The sequence below is a fragment of the Cloacibacillus porcorum genome (assembly GCF_001701045.1).
Taxonomy (GTDB): Bacteria; Synergistota; Synergistia; order Synergistales; family Synergistaceae; genus Cloacibacillus; species Cloacibacillus porcorum.
This window is the reverse complement of the sequence record NZ_CP016757.1, coordinates 452,718-473,078: the sequence shown is the minus strand read 5'-3', so window position 1 is coordinate 473,078 and position 20,361 is coordinate 452,718. Positions and strand designations below refer to the sequence as shown.

Below are 20,361 nucleotides of genomic sequence, written 5' to 3'. Positions count from 1 at the left end.
GGCGGCCGATCATCTCGACCGGCCCGGAGCGTGTTTTTATATATTTTATTATTACATGACAGGCAGGAGACGACGATGAAAAACTTCTTCAAACTTGACAAGCCCACCTTCTCCTTTGAGATATTCCCACCCAAGGGGGCGGGAGATCTCTCCCAGATATTCAGCACGGTGGACGCTCTCGCGAGCCTCGATCCCGACCTTATCAGCGTCACATACGGCGCGGGCGGCACAAGCCGCGAGAACACCGCGGAGATCGCCTCGCGCATCCAGCGCGATTACGCGATCCCGGCGCTGGCCCACCTCACCTGCGTCGGCAGCACTCGCGAAGAGATGCGCGCCACGCTCGACAAGCTGAAGGAAAAGGGTATCCAGAATATTCTCGCGATGCGCGGCGATATCAACAACGAGGGCACGAAGGATTTCAAGTACGCGAGCGAACTGATAAAATTCATCAACGACAATTATGATTTTCGTGTCTTTGCCGCCTGCTATCCTGAGAAACACCTCGAAGCCTACTCGATGCAGGAGGACCTGGAACACCTCAAGGCAAAGTGCGAGTGCGGCGTCAGCGTGCTCATCAGCCAGCTCTTCTTTGACAACGCCTCCTTTTACAGCTTCCGGGAGAGGGCGAGAAAGCTCGGCGTCACGACGCCCATCGAGGCTGGCATCATGCCGATAACCTCTCCGACGCAGATAAACCGCATGGTCTCGATGTGCGGCGCTTCGGTTCCCGAGGGGGTTCAGAAGATAATCCGCGCCTACGGCCATAACAGCATGGCGATGCGCGAGGCGGGAATCGCCTACGCGACAAACCAGATAATCGACCTGCTCGCCGAAGGCGTTGACGGCATCCATCTCTATACGATGAACCAGCCCGACATCGCCAAGCGCATCTGCGAAAACATCCGCGGCGTGCTATATTCGCTGAGGGTAAAACGTGGCTGACGGCAGACTGCCGCCCTCCGTCCGCGCCGAGGCGCTGCGGCTGCTCGGTGTATCCGGCGAGCCGCAGGCGGAGCTTTCCGCCGAGATGGAGAACTGTTACGCGGAGCTTCTGCGTCATTCGTCTCCGCGGGCCATATATAAAATATTCGATATCAGGGCAGATGACGACGCCGTAGAGATAACGCCGGAGCTGCGGTTGCATGGTGCGGCGCTTGTTGAATTATGCAGAGAATCACGGCGGGCGGCGCTGCTCGCGGTGACGCTGGGGGCCGGCGTGGACAGGCTTATCACACGCACACAAGCAGAATCGATCTCCAGGGCAATGATCCTCGACGCCTGCGCCTCCGCCGAGATAGAGAGGCTCTGCGACGAAACGGAACCGGCGATCATGGCGGAGGCCTCGCGCACCGCGCCGGCGGCCGTCAAAGGTGAGATCTGGCTGACGATGCGTTTCAGCCCCGGCTACTCCGGCGTAGAGGCCGCCGAATCGGCAAAGATAATCATGGCGCTCAATGCTGGAAGGGTCATCGGCCTCTCTCTTACCCATTCAGGAATGCTCGTACCGATAAAATCCGTGACGGCCATCATCGGCATCGCCGACAGGCCGCAGAAAAGATACAGGAGCTGCGCGGCCTGCGCCGCCGCAGGAGCCTGCCCATACAGAAAGAGAGGAGCTTACTGCGGTGATAGAGCTTGATAAAATTTTGTTATTCGACGGCGCGATGGGGACGATGCTCCAGAGAGGCGGCCTTGAGCTGGGAACGGTGCCGGAGACGCTCAACGTCACCGCTCCGGAGGCGATAGAGGCGATACACCGGGAATATCTCGCGGCGGGAGCCGACGTCATTCTCGCAAATACCTTCGGCGCGAACCGCTTCAAGGCCGAGAAGGCGGGAATAGACCTCGCGGCGATGGTAGAGGCGGGGGTAAAGACCGCCAAGAGAGCCATCGGCGGCGCGCCGGGAAAATACGCGGCGCTCGACATCGGCCCCTGCGGACGCGTGCTCCAACCGGCGGGAGACCTTCCCTTCGATGAGGCTGTAGAGGTCTTCGCGGAAGTCGTCCGCGCGGGAACGGCGGCGGGAGCAGACTTCATCCTCCTTGAAACCTTCACCGACCTCTACGAGCTGAAGGCGGCGGTTATCGCCGCGAAGGAAAATTCCGACCTGCCCATATTCGCCACGATGAGCTTCGAGGCAAACGGGACGACCTTCTTCGGCGCTTCCGTGGAGTCGATGGTGATGACGCTCGAGGCGCTCGGCGTCGCCGCCCTCGGGGTAAACTGTTCGCTGGGCCCCAAACAGCTCGCGCCGGTCGTCAAGCGCATCCTCGCGGCTACGCGCCTGCCCGTCTTGGTCCAGCCCAACGCCGGACTGCCGGTGATGGAGGGCGGCGCGACGCGCTACGACATCACGCCGGAGGAGTTCGCCGCCTGCGTAAAAATTTTCGTCGGCGAAGGGGTGCGTTTCGTCGGCGGCTGCTGCGGCACGACGCCGGAATACATAAAACTTACAAAATCGATGATAAGCGGCATGGCTCCAGTCAAAACGGCGGCGGCTCCGCGCGGCGGCATCTGCTCGCCCTCGCGGCAGGCACGCTTTGAGCGCGTCACCGTCATCGGCGAACGGCTCAACCCCACCGGCAAAAAAGCTCTACAGGCGGCGCTGCGGGCGCACGATATGGACTTCGTGCTGCGCGAGGCGATCCGAGAGGAGGAGCAGGGCGCCGAGGTGCTCGACATAAACATGGGGCTGCCGGACATAGACGAACCGGCAATGCTCGCCGAGGCGGTGCGCGAGATCCAGGCCGTGACGGACCTGCCGCTGCAGCTCGACTCGGCCTCGCCCGCGGCGCTCGAACGCGCCGCCCGCATATATAACGGGAAACCGCTGCTGAACTCGGTAAACGGAAAAAAAGAATCGCTTGACGCGGTGCTGCCGATCGCGAAAAAATACGGCTGCGCGGTACTCGGCCTCACGCTGGACGAGAACGGCATCCCCAAAGACGCGGAGGCCCGTCTGGCAATAGCGCGCCGCATTGTGGCGGCGGCTGAAGCGGCAGGGCTGAGGCGCGAGGATATCTACATCGACTGCCTCATGATGACGGTCAGCGCCCAGCCCGACCAGGCGCACGAGACGATGCGGGCGATCTCGCTCGTAAAGCGCGAGCTCGGCGTAAAGACGGTGCTCGGCGTCAGCAACGTCTCCTTCGGGCTTCCCGCCCGTCCGATCATCAACCGGACGATGCTGGCGATGGCGCTCGCCTCCGGGCTCGACGCGCCGATAATGAACCCAGGCGACGCGGGAATGACGGAGACCGTAGCCGCGGCGCGCGTACTGCTGGAACAGGACGTCGACTCAAAAGAATACATCGAAAAATATGGCGCCGCCGCGCCGCAGCAGGCGCCATCCGCCAAGGAGGATACACCGCAGATCGGCTACGCGATCGCGCGCGGCCTTAAAGACGAGGCGGCCAAAGCGGCGGCGGCGCTGCTCATCAAACATCCGCCGCTTGAAATCGTGGAAAGAGAGATCATCCCCGCTCTGGACGCCGTCGGCAAAGACTACGAGAGCGGGAAAATATTCCTGCCCCAGCTCATAAAATCGGCCGAGGCGGCGAAGGCGGCCTTCGAGGTGCTGCGCGCGGAGCTGGTAAAGACCAGCGGCGATACACAGAAGGGCAAAAAGATCGTCATCGCCACCGTCCACGGAGATATCCACGACATCGGCAAAAACATCGTGAAGGTGATCCTCGAAAACTACAACTTCAACGTCACAGACCTCGGCAAAGACGTCCCCCCACAGCGCGTGCTCGAAGCGGTGAGGGAGACTGGCGCGAAGCTCGTCGGACTGTCGGCGCTGATGACGACCACCGTCGCCAGCATGAAGGATACGATAGAGCTTCTAAGAAAAGAATGCCCCGACGTTAAGGTGATCGTCGGCGGCGCGGTGCTCACCGAGAGCCTCGCCGAATATACCGGCGCAGACCGTTACGCGAAAGACGCGATGGAGACCGTGCGGTACGCCGACTCTCTATAAAAACAGAAAACTTCCGCAAGTAAAACGACAAAGGCGCCCCTCGGCGGGGCGCCCTTTGTATGTGGAAATATCAGCTATTTGCCCAGCGTAAACCTTGCGAAACCCTCAAAAGAATAATCCTGCTTGCGGTCCATATCAGGCTGCTGCTTCCTGAAAAAACAGACCGGTATCTCATTCTGCCGCAGACACTTCTCCACGCAGGGGGTGCAGCCCAGCGTGCAGTTAGCCGGATTATTGGGGCATTCGCGATCGACACAGCTGCAAAAATTGATATTATCCCAGGCGGAGGTTATCGCCGTCTTCTCTTCACCCATTACAACCACTCCCTTTGATTTGTCTCGTCACCGCTCTCATCATTATTATTTTCCCCTAAAAACGCCGGTAAATAAATACCGCCGCGAAAGAAGAAGGCAGCTTACGCCTCCGTTTGTAAGGCAAAAACATTTTTATGCCTGGGAATTGAACAAAGGCCGCGATACGGGTAACATAGGGGCGAAGGAAGGTGACGGCGATGGCGGCGAACAAAAATAATCCGGACGCGACCGACTGGAAGATTCTGCGGGAGCTTCAGCAGGACGCGAGAAAGACATACAAAGAGATCGGCGAAACGGTCGGCATGACGCGTCCCGCGGTGCGCGAAAGAATACTGCGCCTGGAAGAAAGCGGCGTCATCACCGGCTACAAAGCGGAGATAGACACCGACGCGCTGGGCCGCGCGCTCCACGTGATGATAAGCTTCAAATTCAACAGCGGCCAGAAATACGATAAAAAGCCCAACGACATCCTCATCCCCATTTTGCGCTCATCCTCCGACGTCATCCACTTCTGGTAGATCTACGGCGAGCTGGACTTCCTCATCGAAGCGGCTTTCTCCTCGAAAGAACGTATGCACCGCTTCCTCGACGACCTGCGCAGCTACGGCTTCGTCCGCTCGCACCTGATAGCAATGTCAATGAAGGGCGCGGTGCAGGAGGCATAGGGCAAAGACGGTATGTATGTTATTATCGCTTGATGCTTCCATATTCGCGTACAGATATGCGGGAGTTTCAACTGCACGCACGCGAGGGCGTGACTGTCGGGCAATGGTTTGCGCCCGGCAACGTATGGTTTCAACTAGCACGCCCGTGAGGGCGTGACTGACGCGCTGATTGAGGTCGACTGTGGCATGGAGTTTCAACTAGCACGCCCGTGAGGGCGTGACATATTTCTTTGTCGAGCGAGATCCCCGTCACATGTTTCAACTAGCACGCCCGTGAGGGCGTGACTTGTGCCCCTCCTGTCCCCGTCCAGCTGATAGCGTTTCAACTAGCACGCCCGTGAGGGCGTGACGCCCCCTATGGGATATACGGAGACATAATCTGCGGTTTCAACTAGCACGCCCGTGAGGGCGTGACCGCCGCGCTGCTCCGCATAAATCGTCCCAGGAGGTTTCAACTAGCACGCCCGTGAGGGCGTGACTATGCGCCTCTAATGTAAGCGTGCCGGGGTGCTGTTTCAACTAGCACGCCCGTGAGGGCGTGACCGGAAGCAGCGCGCACAGGCCCAGGCGCAGCAGGTTTCAACTAGCACGCCCGTGAGGGCGTGACCCTCATGTCGTGAAATTGACGTTCTTGCGGAACGTTTCAACTAGCACGCCCGTGAGGGCGTGACTTCCCGTGCGAACAATTCTATATAAGGCGGATATGTTTCAACTAGCACGCCCGTGAGGGCGTGACGCTATGCCGATATGACAGCCGACCACGTACTCCAGTTTCAACTAGCACGCCCGTGAGGGCGTGACTAAGTACATGGGCTATAAATTTAAGGCGGAAAAGTTTCAACTAGCACGCCCGTGAGGGCGTGACCAAAAGTCTTTATCGATGTAAACGGACTGATCGGTTTCAACTAGCACGCCCGTGAGGGCGTGACCAACGATACGATTGCCGACCTTTGGCAATCTATGTTTCAACTAGCACGCCCGTGAGGGCGTGACAATCCGATAGTGCCGCTGTCATCTATGGTAATTGTTTCAACTAGCACGCCCGTGAGGGCGTGACGCAAGCAATGAAAAATCTAGCGAAGCTCCAAGTGTTTCAACTAGCACGCCCGTGAGGGCGTGACCGCTCATGATCGGTCAGTATCATGAATATGCGGTTTCAACTAGCACGCCCGTGAGGGCGTGACGAAATACGATTTCAATATCTCTTTTGTAAAGACAGTTTCAACTAGCACGCCCGTGAGGGCGTGACCTGCGATTGCTGCGGCAAAGAGCTCCGAATACATGTTTCAACTAGCACGCCCGTGAGGGCGTGACTCAACGGTTCTGGGCTACAGCCCTTTAACCAAGGTTTCAACTAGCACGCCCGTGAGGGCGTGACGTTAGCATCATTACCTGATATAGTAACTAAAAAGGTTTCAACTAGCACGCCCGTGAGGGCGTGACAGAGCATTAAAGATATTTGGTCCTCTATCACCAGTTTCAACTAGCACGCCCGTGAGGGCGTGACGCGGACAGTCGCAGGCAAAAACGACGAATGAAGGTTTCAACTAGCACGCCCGTGAGGGCGTGACGAGATACTGCATGTGCCCGCAGAAGGGACACGGTTTCAACTAGCACGCCCGTGAGGGCGTGACAACAAAAAAGAACACCAAATATTGATTACATTTGTTTCAACTAGCACGCCCGTGAGGGCGTGACCAGAGCAACATTTTCTATCGACTTATCTAAAAAAGTTTCAACTAGCACGCCCGTGAGGGCGTGACTTTACCTGGTCTTTAGGGCAATTATGGAAGTAGTTTCAACTAGCACGCCCGTGAGGGCGTGACCCGCATCGACGACGTTTTCCACGTCCATCGTTGGTTTCAACTAGCACGCCCGTGAGGGCGTGACGGTTAAGGGAGTAAAGGAGTAAAGGAGGCGAAGTTTCAACTAGCACGCCCGTGAGGGCGTGACATTCGGGCTGATGTTTCTTGACCTTACAGTAGGTGTTTCAACTAGCACGCCCGTGAGGGCGTGACGCGTGATATTGGTGCCGTTGCCAACCAAGGCACGTTTCAACTAGCACGCCCGTGAGGGCGTGACGGAGGGCGAACAAAATCATGTGGGTGTCTTAATCGTTTCAACTAGCACGCCCGTGAGGGCGTGACCGGGGCTGTGCGGGACATAATCGTGTCTATTTGGTTTCAACTAGCACGCCCGTGAGGGCGTGACACCTTAAAAGCTACACGTTCCAGCGTGTCAATCGTTTCAACTAGCACGCCCGTGAGGGCGTGACGGCAGTGCTTCTAAAGGCACTCATTCTAACAGAAATTTCCCTTATTGCGCGAACGCATCTTTTCGTCCGCTTTTTCATGGTACGTTTTTTAAATAAACTTTGTATAAGCCAGATATAGACAAGGGCGCGAACCCTCTAACATTTTTTCGGATGCTTGGGGTTCGCGCACACACAAATATACATGTTACAGCAAAAGTAATCCTTGAGGATCATATGGTTCTTTCGCTCCGACATGTTCTACTCTTCTTTGCCAGTTTGCTCCCAAAAAGTAGTATCTCAGGCTATCTTTCTGATTATCAATGCTCTTCTCTAACTGAAATTTTAACTCGGACCATTGTACCGGGTCAACCAAACATTCAAAGACAGAGAACTGGACTCTCTGCCCATGGTTTTCGCAGAGTTTGGCGATTTTCCGTAGACGCTTCGCACCGCCTTCACTGCTGACATTGACGTCATAGCTTACCACAACAAGCATCTCTCATCCCTACTTCCAGATATATGGCGGGTATTCCTGCATATCGCCGCGTATGTGCCGTGCAAGCAGCATAGCCTGAAGATGAGGCAGCTGGCCTATCAGAATTTTTTCACCAGTGTATGGATGAAGCACTTCGTCCTGTTTACGTGACTGCCACTCGGATATCACCGTTTTGCGCGCCTCCTCTGTCATGATAACGGCTCCGCTTTCTGAAAATGTGAACCCTGAGCCCTTGACCTGCTTAAGGTTTATGAGGGAGAGTACAAATCTGTCAGCCCACCAACTCCTGAACTCTTCCATCATATCAAGAGCCAGGCTTGCGCGCCCGGGCCTGTCTTTGTGCAAAAAACCTACGGCGGGATCCAGCCCAACGCCATGCAGCGCTGATTTTACGTCGTTTGTAAGGAGTGTGTAGACGAAAGAGAGCATCGCATTCACCCTGTCCCTTGGCGGGCGTCTGTTTCTTTCTGTGAATTTAAAGTCGTCCTTCTGCTGTATTATGAGTTTATCAAACAGATCAAAGTAGAGCCTTGCCGATATCCCCTCTATCCCACGCATCTCTTCTATGTTGTCTTTGTCACGAAGCTGCGCAAGATACCCTTCAAGCTGGCCGATATTCTCCCTAAAAAATTTTTCTATAGTACCATCCTGCGGATGATCCCGTAAGAAACGTTGGAGGACAACACGGCTGTTGCTTATTTTTGCCGCAAGAAGGCTCCGTACGATGCCGGCGCTGCGCTGCGGTGAGTCTGATATACGATATTGCTCTTTGCGTAGGAGGACATTTCCACTGACAGGACCATGAACCGAAGCCAAAAATTTCCCATATTCAGTGAAGAAAGAGATTGACACTCCATGCTCAGCACACCCCCCCATAAGCGGCGGTGTCACGCTTACCTGCCCGAAACACAGCACAGAGTCAAATATGTGAATCGGGAAGGCACGGCTTTCCTCTTTATTCAGGTGAACTATTATGTTTTCTCCTTTTTGGGAAAGCCACGCTCCCTGGGTCATTACAAAGAGGCTGTTCAGCAATCTTTTCATTGTCTTTCCCCCAAGGTCAACATTTCTGCTTAAATATATTGTCTAAATATTTCCGCGATCTGTCCGCCAAATGAGTTTCTTCTGGCATGCAATGCTCCCGCATAGAACAATTTTTACATTGTTTTCCAGGCGTATAGGCTGGTGCCTCCGCGCCGGAGGCCAAAAGGCGCGCCCTGTTGCATTTTGCGGCAACTTCACTGCGCAGCTCCTCAGTAAGTGCTATTTTTGTTCTTCTCTTTGGTTCACCATAAAAGATAGCGCCCTCTGTAATAGAGCAGCACAACATCTCCTCAAGGCAAATAGCCTGTGCGCACATCTGCACTTCGTCCGCGATATCCCAACGTCTGCGCCCGCGTTTGTATTCTACGGGATACGGCCGCCATCTTTTTCCCTTATCTCTGAAGCTTGGAATGACGACGCCATTTCTATCGTCGCGATGGAATTCAACCATGTCCGCTACGCCGTAAAGCCCCAGCTCAAACGAACGGAGCTGGAGGCCCGTGGCAAGTTTTACCTCGCCACGGCTTTCACTCCCGATCTGGTGTACATTCGTGTGCAGATGATCTCCCTCGATGGTAAGAAGATTCTCGGCCCATAGCTGCTCGACATGAATAAGCATCCACTGCCTTTCGCAGAAAGCCAGATGCTGCAGACCTGATATCAGAAGGAGATCGTCATCGGCATACATTAACAGCTCAGCCTAAAATCCAGGAATTATCTCCGGCGTGATCCCGTCCAGCTCGTAAATCTCATACGTGCCGTCAGGTTCAACTTTAAGAGAATCGTGAACTTTCGCGGAGGAGTATTGTCCACTTTTGCAATTATGTTCCCACCAAAAGACATTTTGCACCTTCATGGTGCCATCTGGCCGCGCGGAAGAGGCGTCGTTTTCAAAAAGTCTGGGAAGAACCTCTTTTATTTTTGCCGCATCGGCATCACTAAATCCTGTCTTCTCCGCCAGTTGCGGATTCATACTTCCGAAGAACACATATATGCCGGAATCTACGCGATGCTTCATACCCATTGTATCAGAGGCTTTTTTACCATCTTTTGTGTCTTCTCCGTTGACGCTTTTTGTGATCTGAGTACTGGTAATAGAGATTGGAGCGGTAGAGAACGCTGTCTGTACGGTTACCGGACCACGAATGCCAATGGAGACTCCCGGATCTTCGTTCTTAGAGGCCTTATATGCAAAGACTTGACCAAAGGCACGAACGTCAAACCATTTTTCGCACACAGCTCTCTCTGTTTCGCTCTTAGTCATTTTTTTATTTAAAACAGCGTCGGCTCTTGCCTTCAATGATGTTGCTTCATCAACCTTACGATCTTCCGATTGAACAAATATCTCAAGGCCATCTTCAAGCAGTCTGTCCCGAATCTTACGTTTCAGGCAGACATCAGAGACTTCTCCTATTCCCTCATAACTGATTCTTGGTCTGTTGCTGTTTAAGGGGTCTCCGTTAGGGTTCGCGTTTCTTACTGAAAATATTACCGCAAAATCAATCTTTTTCGACAGTGACATCTGCTGTTCCTCCCTAATTTTATTTAATTATCGAATTATCGGCTGTATCGCTTTGCGTTTCGTTGCTTTTCTGTTTCTGCCATAATTCATAGCGCTGACAGTGAAAACCTAAGAGAAATTCCGCGGAAAGTGGGGCATTGTCTTCAAATTCCCCTGGTATAAATGACATGTATATTTTATCCATCAGTATGTTGAAGAAGTTTAGCTCTTTTTCCGCTTTAGCCTGAAGGCGGCTGCGGTATGGAACCAAATTTATCTCTATCTGCCGCCATGTTTCGAACGGCTTCTCGGCGAATCTCGTCATCAGTTTCATTGCGGAGGTATCTCGGCTCTCTCCTGCAATATAAAGAGCCCGTCCCTCCAGCTTGTCCGCCACGGCAAGAAGCCTTCCGTAAAGATAATCGCGTGTCCTTCTCTCTTCTTCAAGTGCCATTTTGTATCCCCTCTCTGAGTGGCATCCGGAATAAAGCCCGCAGGCAATGCCAAGTATTTTTTCAAATTCCCACCATTCCATTGACTGCGGCTGTGCTGCCCTATGGCAGACCGCAAGAAGCAGATCCCATGGGAATGCCATTCCCTCTGAAATAACCGGAAGTAATCTTGAGATGGTAGATTTCAGCAATGAAGGCCCCGTTTTTCCGGCAAAGGCCATCTGAGCGATATCAAAAATAGACGGGGCGCCCACAAACACTCTCTCTTTACCAAAATACTGGCGCCACGCATATTTTTTATGATAATTTTCCACCCGCGCAAGGAAATCCGAGCCTTTTATCTCTTGATAATAGGTGATCGCCATCCTTCCCGGAGTTGCGGAGTCCAGCGACATGACGACGATGTCGTCCCGATCCTTCAGCTCCGCCCTATATCCGGCAAGTTTTTTATTAAGTTTTTTCGCATATGACGCGCCAAGGTCCTCTATATTGTTAAAAGAGACCTCGCTCAATTCATCGTCTTCCGGAGCATCTGCAAAAAGCTCGTCGCTTGAGACGCACAAAGGCGGTATCTTTGCGGTATTTATCGCCCATGCTACAATAACCTGACTATCGTTTTTAAAACCCCGGTCATCTATGAGCCACCGAAGGGCAGAGTGGGCCTTCTGCGTAACATCGTATCCGATAGTGCAGGCCTCTTCCGGTGTTAAGAAGCGCCCTCTGAACGTATAGCCGCTAAGGTCATTCGCAGATATGAGTTTCGCCTTGTCACCCGAATAACGGAGACGAGCCGGATGGTTTACCGCGTACGGTCTCTCTTCTCCAGTAATATAGCAGAGAGAATTCGCATTTTGGCGCGAGCCGTTAAAGCGAATCCAAGAATCCGTCAGTTCGTCACATTCCCATACGCGATCCTCCAACCAGCCTGGAATTTGGACGCGCCATCGCACAAGCGCCCCTCCCTGGTCAAAGACACTTTTTCCTGACTTGTCCTTCTTTTTTGTCAGAACTTTAAATATTGGCGGAGAATCTTTGCCATCCCACTCGGTGAGAAGATTGCCGCTCTCGTCAAGAAATAGCACGTTTGACGCCGCAAGGTCGGAAATCAAAGATCTTTTGCCAGTGTATTTAAGCACGGCCTTCAGCATTGGATGATCGTAAAAATCATTCCAGGCAGTGAGCAGTGATAAATATCCGGCTTTGATTTCACTTCCGCTCTTAAAATCATCGAAATAGGCATTGGAAATTCCGCCGTGGTCCTTATAGTCTCCCGCCACATATTGTATCTTGTCGCATAGCGGGTGAGGCTCGCCGCCGCTGGTTCTGCCTGCGGAAGCCTCTGTCGCCGGAATGAGGGTAGCCTCTTTATTTACGACTTCGGAGGACAAAAAATTTCCCCCGCCGTCCAACACAACTTCAATATGCGCCTGCTGTTCCACATGCGCCGGCGGAACAGGTAATGTAGTGAAATAAGTCCTTCTCTTATACGCGTTTTCGTACGTCTCTTCAAGCCTCTGCATCCAACTCATAATCACACCTCGGCATTGGCCGTGTCAAAATCTTTAGGGGTGCCGCCGTTTTTACTTACAAACTTGGTACCCTTCATCGGACGCACAAACCTAGAGATCAAATTTCCTTCATATCCGGTGAAATCGATTTCGCCACGGCGCATTTTGGGATACCAAAAGCGGCTGTAAAGCTCATCTTTTCCGGATTCTTCCGGATAAAGGAAGCTGTGGAACATCAGTCCGAATGATATCTCGTCGACATCTTTGTAGAATCCTTCCGGCCTATCGCTCCATTCAATCGGCTCCACATATCCCTGACATTCGCGCACGCCAAGGAAAATATCACGCGTTCCGCCACGTTCGAGATATCTCTTTAACATGATGTAATGCTTATTGTCATTACGATCCGAGATAAACTCTGAAGCCAAAGGATTCCACTCAAAGTGAGCCTGCACATGATACTCGACATCTGCCAAATAGTTATAGAAGGCAAGACTGTTGCCGCCGTTATAGTTCAGCGGTTTGACTCCCTTTGTCTGCGTGCGTATCTGATTAATGACCCGTACCCTGTCTACCCGCCAGATAAAGGTCGGCTTCCAGTAAATTGAACGGGCTATACCACGCAGCGCCTCGTAGGTGGGGATCTGATAGGTGCACTTCTCGCCGCCAATTTTTGTTACAGGATCCGTAAAGAGTGCGAATTTCCCCCTGACTTTAAAAGAAATTCTGTTGTCCACTATGTCACCTCCAATTTTAATTTCCCAATTGATGTCATACTCAGACCAAATTCATCGTCGTAAAACTCCCGCGCCAGAATCCAGACCTCAGTGCAGCCTGCACCGCAGAGAGACTGTTTATATATCCCCCGGCATTCGTAGAGGGCATCAAATTGATATGGATAAACGTTTACTGAAAACCGCTGCGCTTTGTGCAGCAATTTTTTTACCATGGAAGGGTCATCCTCAAGGGCCAGCTGATTTACAAGCTCCTCACCTTCGCGGTATTGAACGATAACGCCCTTTGTAGGCGCGTCAATGACATTAAAAAGGTTTCCCGCAGTGGCAAATGCCTGCCTGATTTTTCGTCCGGGAGGCGTAGGAACTTTGACGTTCAGCGAGAGTAGATTCCACAGAGTATCTTCTCCGTGATCGGTCTCGACATTATATCTCATTTCCTGGCGGCGCTCATAAAAATAGTATTGAAAATAACGCGTAATATTTTCCAGTGATAAAATATCTTCTTTCCCGCCTTCTGCATTTAATGAAAGCTCGTTCAAAACCCTCTCCGCAGCATGACGCCCTGCTTTAATATCAATAAGCCTATCAAGGTTCTCATCGGCTGGATTGACGATAAACATGGGCGCCGTCGCCTTTTGTCCCTCCCGGTTACAGCGGCCGGCAGCCTGCACGATCGAATCGAAGCCTGCAAGAGAGCGTATCCCACTGCCAAAATCGACATCTATCCCCGCCTCCATCACCTGTGTAGAGACACAGATTATGGGTTTTACAGCCTTCAACCGCTCGTTAATACCATCCAAAACCACCTTGCGGTGATCTGGGCACATCAACGCACTCAGGTGGACAACGCTCACTGCGGACTCCGCTTCAAGCTTAGACCTTATATCGACATAAAGCTTCCTGGCGACGGCAGTAGTATTTACAATAGCTAGAATTGAGATAAATTCCTGCTGCTTTTCAATTGCCATATCACCCAGTTCTCCGATTGAATAGCCGCCTATCTTCGTGCAGTCCTTGATCTCCACTCTTTTAAGAGAATCAAACAACATTCTGGCGTCAGGAATAATTTCATCCTCCGCACCGTAGCGCAGTGAGCCGTAATCTTTTGATACTCCATTGAGCAGCGGCTGTGTGGCAGTACAGAGAAGGACCGTAGCGCCACACTGCTCAAGCAGAAAATTCAAAGCACCGCAGAAAAGATGTACCATCTTGATCGGCAAGGCCTGTATCTCGTCAAAAATAATGATAGAGCCGGCCATCTGGTGCATTCGCCTGATACTCCTTGTCCCACCGGAAAAAAGAGCCTCCAGGAACTGAACGTTGGTGGTAAAGACAACCGGCGCATCCCAATTTTCTGATAGGAGCTTTCCCTCCCAAGTTTCGTTCTCCTCAAGCAGATTCGAGTGACACTCCAACACAACTTTACCACGATCCGCCTCCGTCTCAAGGATTTCACGTGTCTTGGCGGCATTTTGATCAATTATCGTCGTGTATGGAAGAACATAAATAATCCGCTCGATGGGATGTGCGTCGTCTACGGAACGTTTCGCCAGTTCGAGGGCAAACCTCATGCTGGCCAAAGTCTTTCCGCCGCCCGTGGGAACGGTCAAGGTAAATATGCCGCGGCCCCGCTGCGCCGCATCACGGCATGAATCTGAAATATCCCTGCGTATCCTGTTTACAGAAGTATCCGCTGAAAAATGGGAAAGATACCGTTCCAGCCGTTCCGAAAGGATGCTCCAGCCTGTATAATTCGAATTTTGTCTGGCCTCGGCGGCGCCGTCAACACAAAAATCAATCGTGCCGCATCTGTCTGCGTCTACCAGTGCACTGAACAGAAACTTTGTCAGACAGCCCAAACCGAACCACAATCTGGCCGCCCCAGCCGTTTTTATTTCATTGCATTTTAGCTTTGCTGAGCCATCGTCCGCCGCCAACTCCAGATCTTTAAGGGATTCTTCTGTGATTGCATCTTCCTTCACCTTAATATTTAATATTAATTTTTTAAGTTTTGAAATCGTCACACAGGATGCCAGCCGCTTGTCGACCCGATCACGAACTTCAGGAGATATTTTTGTTGCGACCTCAGTCAGATGAGTTTTTCCATCTTCTTTTTTCATCCTCTTGAGAAAAAGGTCGCCCCCCTCCGATGAAATATCCATCAACCCGCCATGATGTCCGGCTAGAATAACCGCCAGCATCTCCGCCGCGGTGAGTTTTATCCAGTCTTTCTTATTACAACCCAGCTGCTGCCATATAAACTGGGCTCCCGCTGTGGAATGATCTATTTTCCCCTTCATAGATAACGTTTGCTTATTTTTCTCTGTTCTCTGAGAACAGCTGTCGTCATCATGATCCTGATCATAAAATCCAGACAAACTTTTTATATATTGTTGAAAATCAGAGGAATATTTGCCAAGATCATGGAGAAGCCCCAATAATTCACCAATTCCCCCCAATCCAGCGACGGAGGCATACCGCTTAGCCAGAACGGCGGTTTCTAAAAGATGTTTTTCTACACTCTGAGACCGGGGTTCCTTATCCCTGAGATGCGCTATATATTCTGTTTGATCCATTATTACACCCCATCTTCCGAATATTTATTCATCCGATCTGTGTATATATTATGAACCATGCAACAAAACTACAATTAAGTAGCAATACACATATAAAGAACTTTATAAAATGCTATGATCTATTTTTATATTATAACGTAATTTTCAAATAATTCATTCATTTGCTTTATCAAAGACCATATTTTTATATTTAGCTCTTACCCACATAGTAGAGTCAAGCCAAAGGGGAGAATTAGAAGAAACATAGTTCAATTTCAATTTCATTCCACAAAATCTTATGACAAGTGATATTTTTTTATTTGAAAATAAATGCACCATGATCATCTCCATCATTCTTATGTTCAACACAAATAATTTTAACCTTCTTTGTGTTATAAGTAAAGATATAAAATACAAAAAAACATCCCTTTTATAAAAAAGAGATGTTTTCGTCGTCAATACATATAACACAAAGTTTCAACTAACGTGCCTAAAAGGCACGACTTGTAAATTATATCAGACATTCCAACCCTATACAAAACATGCGCCCCCAAGCCGGAGGCGCACTGCGATATTTAATTTATAGTATTCTTACTTTTTAAGCTGTCTGACGACGTCGATAACGGTGCCGTCTCTCCACTCGACTACTCCTATTATCCGGTCTGTGGTCGCCACGGGGTCGGTCGGACCGGACATTTTCTTCGCCCTCGCCGCCAGTTCTTCCATGCTGATTATGGGAAGTCCCTTGAGACCAGATACGGCGTCTAACAGGTCTTTTCTTCTCGGGTTGAGGGTGACTCCGTATTCGGTCACTATGGCGTCGACTACTTCTCCCGGTGTGGTGACGTTGTAGACTTTGTCCGTCACGCAGGGGATTCTGCCTCTCAGGAGCGGCTGCGCTATTATTGTCAGTTTGGCTCCCGCCGCGGTGTCCTGGTGGCCTCCGGTCCCGTGGAGCAGCGCTCCGTCGGCTTCGGTGTTGACGTTGGCGTTGAAGTCGGTGTCTACTTCGGTCGCTCCGAGGATCACTACATCCAGCATGTTTACCGCAGCTCCGCAGTTCCACGGGTTGGCGTACCAGTCGGCGGAGATTTCTATGTGGTTGGGGTTTTCTCCGATGGATTTGACGGCTTCAAGGTCGAATGACTGGACGTCCATTAGTTTGTCCACGAGCCCATCTTTGAGGAGTTCGACGAAGTAGCCGGTTATTCCTCCGAGTCCGAAGCTGCCTTTGATTCCTTTTTTGAGCATGGCCTCTTTCATGAAGGCGGTGACTGCCAGCGGGATGCCTCCGGCTCCGGTCTGGAAGGAGATTCCGTCTTTGAAGTAGGGGCTGGCTTCTATGAGGCGCGAGGCGTAGCTGGAGATGAGGAGTCTCAGCGGGTCTCTGGTGACTTTGGTGGTTCCGGAGACTATTCCTGCGGGGTCGCCTATGGAGGGGACTTCTACTACGAGGTCGGCTTTGGTCTGGGGGATGGAGACGGGCGCCGCAGGGTATTGTACGAGGTTGTCTGTTATTGCTATGACTTTGTCGGCGTAGTCGGCGTCGGTGTAGGCGTAGCCCAGGGAGCCGCAGGCGGATTTGCCCAGGGTGCCGCAGATGTTGCCGTATTTGTCCGCCGTGGGCGCTCCGATGAAGGCGACGTCTATGTGGACGTCTCCCGCCATTACGGCGCGGGGACGCCCTCCGTGGCTTCTGAGGACTACGGGTACCTGCATGCCGCCTTCGGAGACGAGCTGGCCTATGGGGCCGTTGACTGAGCCCATGATTTTTGTCACTACTCCGCTTTTGATGTGGTCTATGACTTTTTTGTGGACTCCGAAGAGGGCTGTCGGGAAGAGGGTGAGTCCTTTGATGCCAAGTTCGGCGCAGGCGTCCAGGACCATGTTGACTACGTAGTCTCCGTTTCTGAGGTGGTGGTGGAAGGAGATTGTCATGCCGTCTTTGAGGCCCGCCGCTTTGATGGCCTCTTTGATTGAGGATACTGTTTTGTCGGTGATGTCGCTGTTGTAGCAGCGGAGTTTGGCTCCCGATATGCTGCCTTCGGGTTTTCTCGCAAAGGCTCCCTGGTAGTGTTTTACTTGGCCGTAGCCCTCTATGTAGTCGGGGATTTCCCGCTTTACTGCGTTTTTCGTCATGTCATTTCACCTCTTGTTGACCAGTTTATGCCAGGCCGGCGCGGACGAGTGTGTATTCCGCCCTTTTGACTACGGGGATGTCTACCATTTTGCCGTCTACTGTTACCGCTCCCTGTCCGCGGGCCGCCGCCTCTTTGGCCGCGGCGATTATTTTCTGCGCTTTGGCTATTTCTTGTTCGGTGGGGGTGAATATGTCGTGGATTATTTTTATCTGGTTGGGGTGGATTATGGATTTGCCGGAGAAGCCGAGCTGTTTTATGAATTCGGTCTCTTTGCGCAGTCCTTCGTCGTCGGTTATGCGCGCGAATACTGTGTCGAGGGGTTCTACTCCCGCGGCGCGCGCCGCGAAGACGAGCATTCTTCTCGCCCATTCGAGTTCTGTGCTGTCGTCTGAACGGTTGGTTTTGAGGTCGGCGCGGAGGTCTTCTCCTCCGGGGATTATGGCCTCTATGCGCGGGGAGGCTTTGGCTATTTCGTAGGCGTTCCAGATGCCGTGCGCGGTCTCAAGGAGGCAGTGGAGGCTGAGTTTGCCCACCGGAAGGCCGTTTTGTTCTTCCAGTCTGGAGAGTTCTTCGTCTATTATTTTTACGGTGTTTTCGTCTTCGACTTTGGGGACGCGGATTCCGTCGAGGCGTTTGTTGGGGACTATGGCCGCTAGGTCGTCTTTCCAGTATTCGGTGTCTATGCCGTTGATGCGGACTGAGACGTAGCAGTCTCCGAATTCTCCCTGTTGGAGGTATTTGGAGACGAGTATGCGCGCCGTGTCTTTTTCTACCATCGCCACGGCGTCTTCAAGGTCGAGGATTATTCCGTCGGAACCGAATAGGTAGCCTCTCGTGAGCATGTTGGGGTTGTTGCCCGGAAGGTAGAGCATTGTGCGTCTCATTTATTTAACACTCTCCTTTTGCAGTCTTTTGTAGGCCGCTTCGACTCTCGCGCCGAGGACGATGTCGAGGGCTCCGTTGTCCTGGACTCTGACTTCGATGTCTTTCGTCCCCAGCTCGCACAGGGTGTCGGTTATTTTCTTTTCCATCGCGCTTTTGAAGCGGGCCGCGCTGGCTCCCGTTATCTCTATTTTGATTCCGGCTCCCGATGGCGCTTCGGTGAGGGTCACGAGGCAGTCCATTGATTCGAGTGTGCCGGCCTGGGATGTCTTCATTTTTCTTTTCCCCCTTGGTCTGGTCTTTCTTACTGATCGTCGGTTATTTTTATATAATGCCGCACTTGCCGCCGCAACGCCGGCGTTTCCGCCGTCCGGCGATAGTTGACGCGGCCCGCCTCTCGATTCTGATTCTTACCGATTGGAAGGCCGCTGGATTATTTAGCGCCGCCGCCCCGCTTAGGATAACTGCGGAGCGGCGTTCGTTATTTAAAAATTAGTCGGCGAATCCGATAAGTGAGGCCTCGTCCCAGGCGCACATCTTGTGGACTTTTTCTTTGGCCGCCTCGAGCTTCTCGCCCTTGAATTCGGGGTTGAGCTTCTGGGCGATCGCCGTAGCCATCTCTATCGTGGAGGCCGCGTTCTTCTCCCAGTCGGGGTCGCCGCGGAAGTCGCGAAGGACGTCGTATGTAAGGGTTCCGGGCTTGTTCTCAACGAGGACTTCGCCGAGGGCCTTTTCGATCTTCGCCGCGTCTTCATCGAGGCCGAGGTATTCAAGCATCATCTTCGCGGTCATGATCATCGCGCTGGGGTTGACCTTGTACTGGTGGGCATACTTCGGGACAGACCCGCTTGACGGCTCGAATATGGCTGCGTCTACGCCGATATTTCCCGAGGGGGCAAAGCCCAGTCCGCCCGTGAGCTGTGACGCTTCATCGGAGAGGATGTCGCCGAAGACGTTGGAGGCCACGACTACGCTGTAGTCCTGCGGGTTCTTGATGAGCCACATGGCCGTCGCGTCGGCGTTTTCTTCGTAGGCTTTAATGCCGTACTGCTCGTATTCCTTCGCGATCTCAAGGAACTTTCTCTTCATCATGCCGTCCGTCTGGCGGATGACGTTGGCCTTGTTGCCGCAGTGTACCGTCTTGCGGCCGGTCGCCTTCGCATATTCAAACGCCGCGCGGATTATGCGCTCGCAGCCCTGCTCGGAGAATACGCGCCATGACACGGCGACGTCGCCCTTGCCCTCGCGGAAGCGGTCCATGCCCTTGTGGAGGTCGAACATCTCTTTGGGAAGCGGGAAGAATTCAACCGCCGCGTAGAGGTCTTCCGTGTTCTCACGGAACATGACGATGTCGATGTCGGGGTCCTTCGCGAGAGGGGTGCCGATTCCCGGCAGCTTCTTCGCGGGGCGGATGTTGATGTAGAGGTCAAAGAGCTGGCGCATCTGAAGGATGGCGGACTTGAAGCCCTTTACGCCGGCCTTTGAGGTGATGGCCGCCATAAGGGTGGCGTCCGTATCGCGGATCGATTTGATCGTTTCGGGCGGAACGGTGTTGCAGCGGGGATCGCCTTCGCCGAATTTCTTGTTCGACTTCTCCCACATGCACCAGCCGAGGTCGGCGCGGTGCCAGTTGATGGGCAGATTCATCGCCTCAAGGACGAGGAGCGCGCCTTCCATCATATCGAAGCCGGAATCGTCTCCCGCCATGTAGGTTACATCGTAGCGGTCCTTCGTCTCTTTTACCTTCATTATGTTGCGTGCCATTGTTGTAGTTCCTCCTCTTAATTTTTTATTGCTTCTAAGTTTTCTTTAAATACTCAACTTACCCA

The 20,361-nt window shown here is 52.6% G+C and carries 16 protein-coding genes and 1 CRISPR repeat array; of the genes, 4 read left to right on the top strand and 12 right to left on the bottom strand.

Features of this window, described 5'->3' with window-relative positions; genetic code table 11:
- Positions 1-75 precede the first annotated feature (75 nt).
- From metF to BED41_RS02110, 3 genes are read left to right on the top strand one after another with little or no spacing between them, the layout of a single operon-like run.
- Complete coding sequence (gene metF / locus BED41_RS02120; RefSeq protein WP_066742492.1) at positions 76-945, top strand: methylenetetrahydrofolate reductase [NAD(P)H]; 870 nt, start codon at positions 76-78, stop codon at positions 943-945.
- Positions 938-1,642: a vitamin B12 dependent-methionine synthase activation domain-containing protein gene (locus BED41_RS02115; protein WP_084002195.1), complete on the top strand. Its 705-nt coding sequence runs from the start codon at positions 938-940 to the stop codon at positions 1,640-1,642. Before metF ends, BED41_RS02115 begins: the two co-directional genes overlap by 8 nt.
- On the top strand, positions 1,629-3,983 hold the full coding sequence (locus BED41_RS02110; protein ID WP_084002194.1) for a homocysteine S-methyltransferase family protein: 2,355 nt from the start codon (positions 1,629-1,631) through the stop codon (positions 3,981-3,983). Before BED41_RS02115 ends, BED41_RS02110 begins: the two co-directional genes overlap by 14 nt.
- Before the next feature lie 74 nt (positions 3,984-4,057).
- Here BED41_RS02110 and BED41_RS02105 read toward each other — a convergent pair whose 3' ends face one another.
- A complete protein-coding gene (locus BED41_RS02105) occupies positions 4,058-4,297 on the bottom strand; it encodes a DUF6485 family protein (protein ID WP_066742490.1) in 240 nt (79 codons plus the stop codon).
- 197 nt (positions 4,298-4,494) lie between these two features.
- Between BED41_RS02105 and BED41_RS02100 the strand changes: the two genes are divergently transcribed.
- Positions 4,495-4,815 (top strand): Lrp/AsnC family transcriptional regulator, encoded by a 321-nt coding sequence (locus BED41_RS02100; protein WP_229712372.1) that lies wholly within the window; start codon positions 4,495-4,497, stop codon positions 4,813-4,815.
- Positions 4,816-5,089: 274 nt separating this feature from the next.
- A CRISPR array of direct repeats spans positions 5,090-7,237; the repeat unit is 31 nt; unit sequence GTTTCAACTAGCACGCCCGTGAGGGCGTGAC.
- Positions 7,238-7,421: 184 nt separating this feature from the next.
- On the opposite strand, the gene cas2 is transcribed toward BED41_RS02100, so the two are convergent.
- The 11 genes from cas2 to BED41_RS02045 all read right to left on the bottom strand — a co-directional run bounded on the left by cas2 (position 7,422) and on the right by BED41_RS02045 (position 20,296).
- On the bottom strand, positions 7,422-7,712 hold the full coding sequence (gene cas2, locus BED41_RS02095) for a CRISPR-associated endonuclease Cas2 (protein WP_066742486.1): 291 nt from the start codon (positions 7,710-7,712) through the stop codon (positions 7,422-7,424).
- Positions 7,713-7,721: 9 nt separating this feature from the next.
- A complete protein-coding gene (gene cas1c / locus BED41_RS02090) occupies positions 7,722-8,756 on the bottom strand; it encodes a type I-C CRISPR-associated endonuclease Cas1c (protein WP_066742483.1) in 1,035 nt (344 codons plus the stop codon).
- A gap of 16 nt (positions 8,757-8,772) precedes the next feature.
- Positions 8,773-9,444, bottom strand: a complete 672-nt coding sequence (gene cas4 / locus BED41_RS02085) for a CRISPR-associated protein Cas4 (RefSeq protein ID WP_066742480.1) — start codon at positions 9,442-9,444, stop codon at positions 8,773-8,775.
- A 12-nt stretch (positions 9,445-9,456) separates the two neighbouring features.
- Entirely contained in the window at positions 9,457-10,278 is an 822-nt protein-coding gene (gene cas7c, locus BED41_RS02080; protein WP_066742477.1) for a type I-C CRISPR-associated protein Cas7/Csd2, read from the bottom strand.
- Positions 10,279-10,297: 19 nt separating this feature from the next.
- Positions 10,298-12,238 carry a type I-C CRISPR-associated protein Cas8c/Csd1 gene (gene cas8c / locus BED41_RS02075; RefSeq protein ID WP_066742474.1) on the bottom strand — a complete coding sequence of 647 codons (1,941 nt, stop codon included), beginning with the start codon at positions 12,236-12,238 and terminating at the stop codon, positions 10,298-10,300.
- A gap of 2 nt (positions 12,239-12,240) precedes the next feature.
- On the bottom strand, positions 12,241-12,954 hold the full coding sequence (gene cas5c / locus BED41_RS02070) for a type I-C CRISPR-associated protein Cas5c (RefSeq protein WP_066742471.1): 714 nt from the start codon (positions 12,952-12,954) through the stop codon (positions 12,241-12,243).
- On the bottom strand, positions 12,954-15,530 hold the full coding sequence (locus BED41_RS02065) for a CRISPR-associated helicase/endonuclease Cas3 (protein ID WP_066742468.1): 2,577 nt from the start codon (positions 15,528-15,530) through the stop codon (positions 12,954-12,956). The genes cas5c and BED41_RS02065 overlap by 1 nt, the downstream gene beginning before the upstream one ends.
- Before the next feature lie 570 nt (positions 15,531-16,100).
- Positions 16,101-17,648: a citrate lyase subunit alpha gene (gene citF, locus BED41_RS02060; RefSeq protein ID WP_066742465.1), complete on the bottom strand. Its 1,548-nt coding sequence runs from the start codon at positions 17,646-17,648 to the stop codon at positions 16,101-16,103.
- A gap of 25 nt (positions 17,649-17,673) precedes the next feature.
- Entirely contained in the window at positions 17,674-18,534 is an 861-nt protein-coding gene (locus tag BED41_RS02055) for an HpcH/HpaI aldolase/citrate lyase family protein (RefSeq protein ID WP_066742462.1), read from the bottom strand.
- Entirely contained in the window at positions 18,535-18,807 is a 273-nt protein-coding gene (gene citD, locus BED41_RS02050; RefSeq protein WP_066742459.1) for a citrate lyase acyl carrier protein, read from the bottom strand.
- Positions 18,808-19,024: 217 nt separating this feature from the next.
- On the bottom strand, positions 19,025-20,296 hold the full coding sequence (locus tag BED41_RS02045; protein WP_066742455.1) for an isocitrate/isopropylmalate dehydrogenase family protein: 1,272 nt from the start codon (positions 20,294-20,296) through the stop codon (positions 19,025-19,027).
- Between the last annotated feature and the right edge of the window lie 65 nt (positions 20,297-20,361).

Bases quoted from the DNA above. Each gene is read 5' to 3' on its own strand.
- BED41_RS02065 (WP_066742468.1), bottom strand. From the start codon at position 15,530: ATGGATCAAACAGAATATATAGCGCATCTCAGGGATAAGGAACCCCGG.
- citF (WP_066742465.1), bottom strand. From the start codon at position 17,648: ATGACGAAAAACGCAGTAAAGCGGGAAATCCCCGACTACATAGAGGGC.
- citD (WP_066742459.1), bottom strand. From the start codon at position 18,807: ATGAAGACATCCCAGGCCGGCACACTCGAATCAATGGACTGCCTCGTG.
- cas7c (WP_066742477.1), bottom strand. From the start codon at position 10,278: ATGTCACTGTCGAAAAAGATTGATTTTGCGGTAATATTTTCAGTAAGA.
- metF (WP_066742492.1), top strand. From the start codon at position 76: ATGAAAAACTTCTTCAAACTTGACAAGCCCACCTTCTCCTTTGAGATA.
- BED41_RS02100 (WP_229712372.1), top strand. From the start codon at position 4,495: ATGGCGGCGAACAAAAATAATCCGGACGCGACCGACTGGAAGATTCTG.
- BED41_RS02105 (WP_066742490.1), bottom strand. From the start codon at position 4,297: ATGGGTGAAGAGAAGACGGCGATAACCTCCGCCTGGGATAATATCAAT.
- BED41_RS02055 (WP_066742462.1), bottom strand. From the start codon at position 18,534: ATGAGACGCACAATGCTCTACCTTCCGGGCAACAACCCCAACATGCTC.
- cas8c (WP_066742474.1), bottom strand. From the start codon at position 12,238: ATGAGTTGGATGCAGAGGCTTGAAGAGACGTACGAAAACGCGTATAAG.
- cas4 (WP_066742480.1), bottom strand. From the start codon at position 9,444: ATGTATGCCGATGACGATCTCCTTCTGATATCAGGTCTGCAGCATCTG.
- BED41_RS02045 (WP_066742455.1), bottom strand. From the start codon at position 20,296: ATGGCACGCAACATAATGAAGGTAAAAGAGACGAAGGACCGCTACGAT.
- cas2 (WP_066742486.1), bottom strand. From the start codon at position 7,712: ATGCTTGTTGTGGTAAGCTATGACGTCAATGTCAGCAGTGAAGGCGGT.
- cas1c (WP_066742483.1), bottom strand. From the start codon at position 8,756: ATGAAAAGATTGCTGAACAGCCTCTTTGTAATGACCCAGGGAGCGTGG.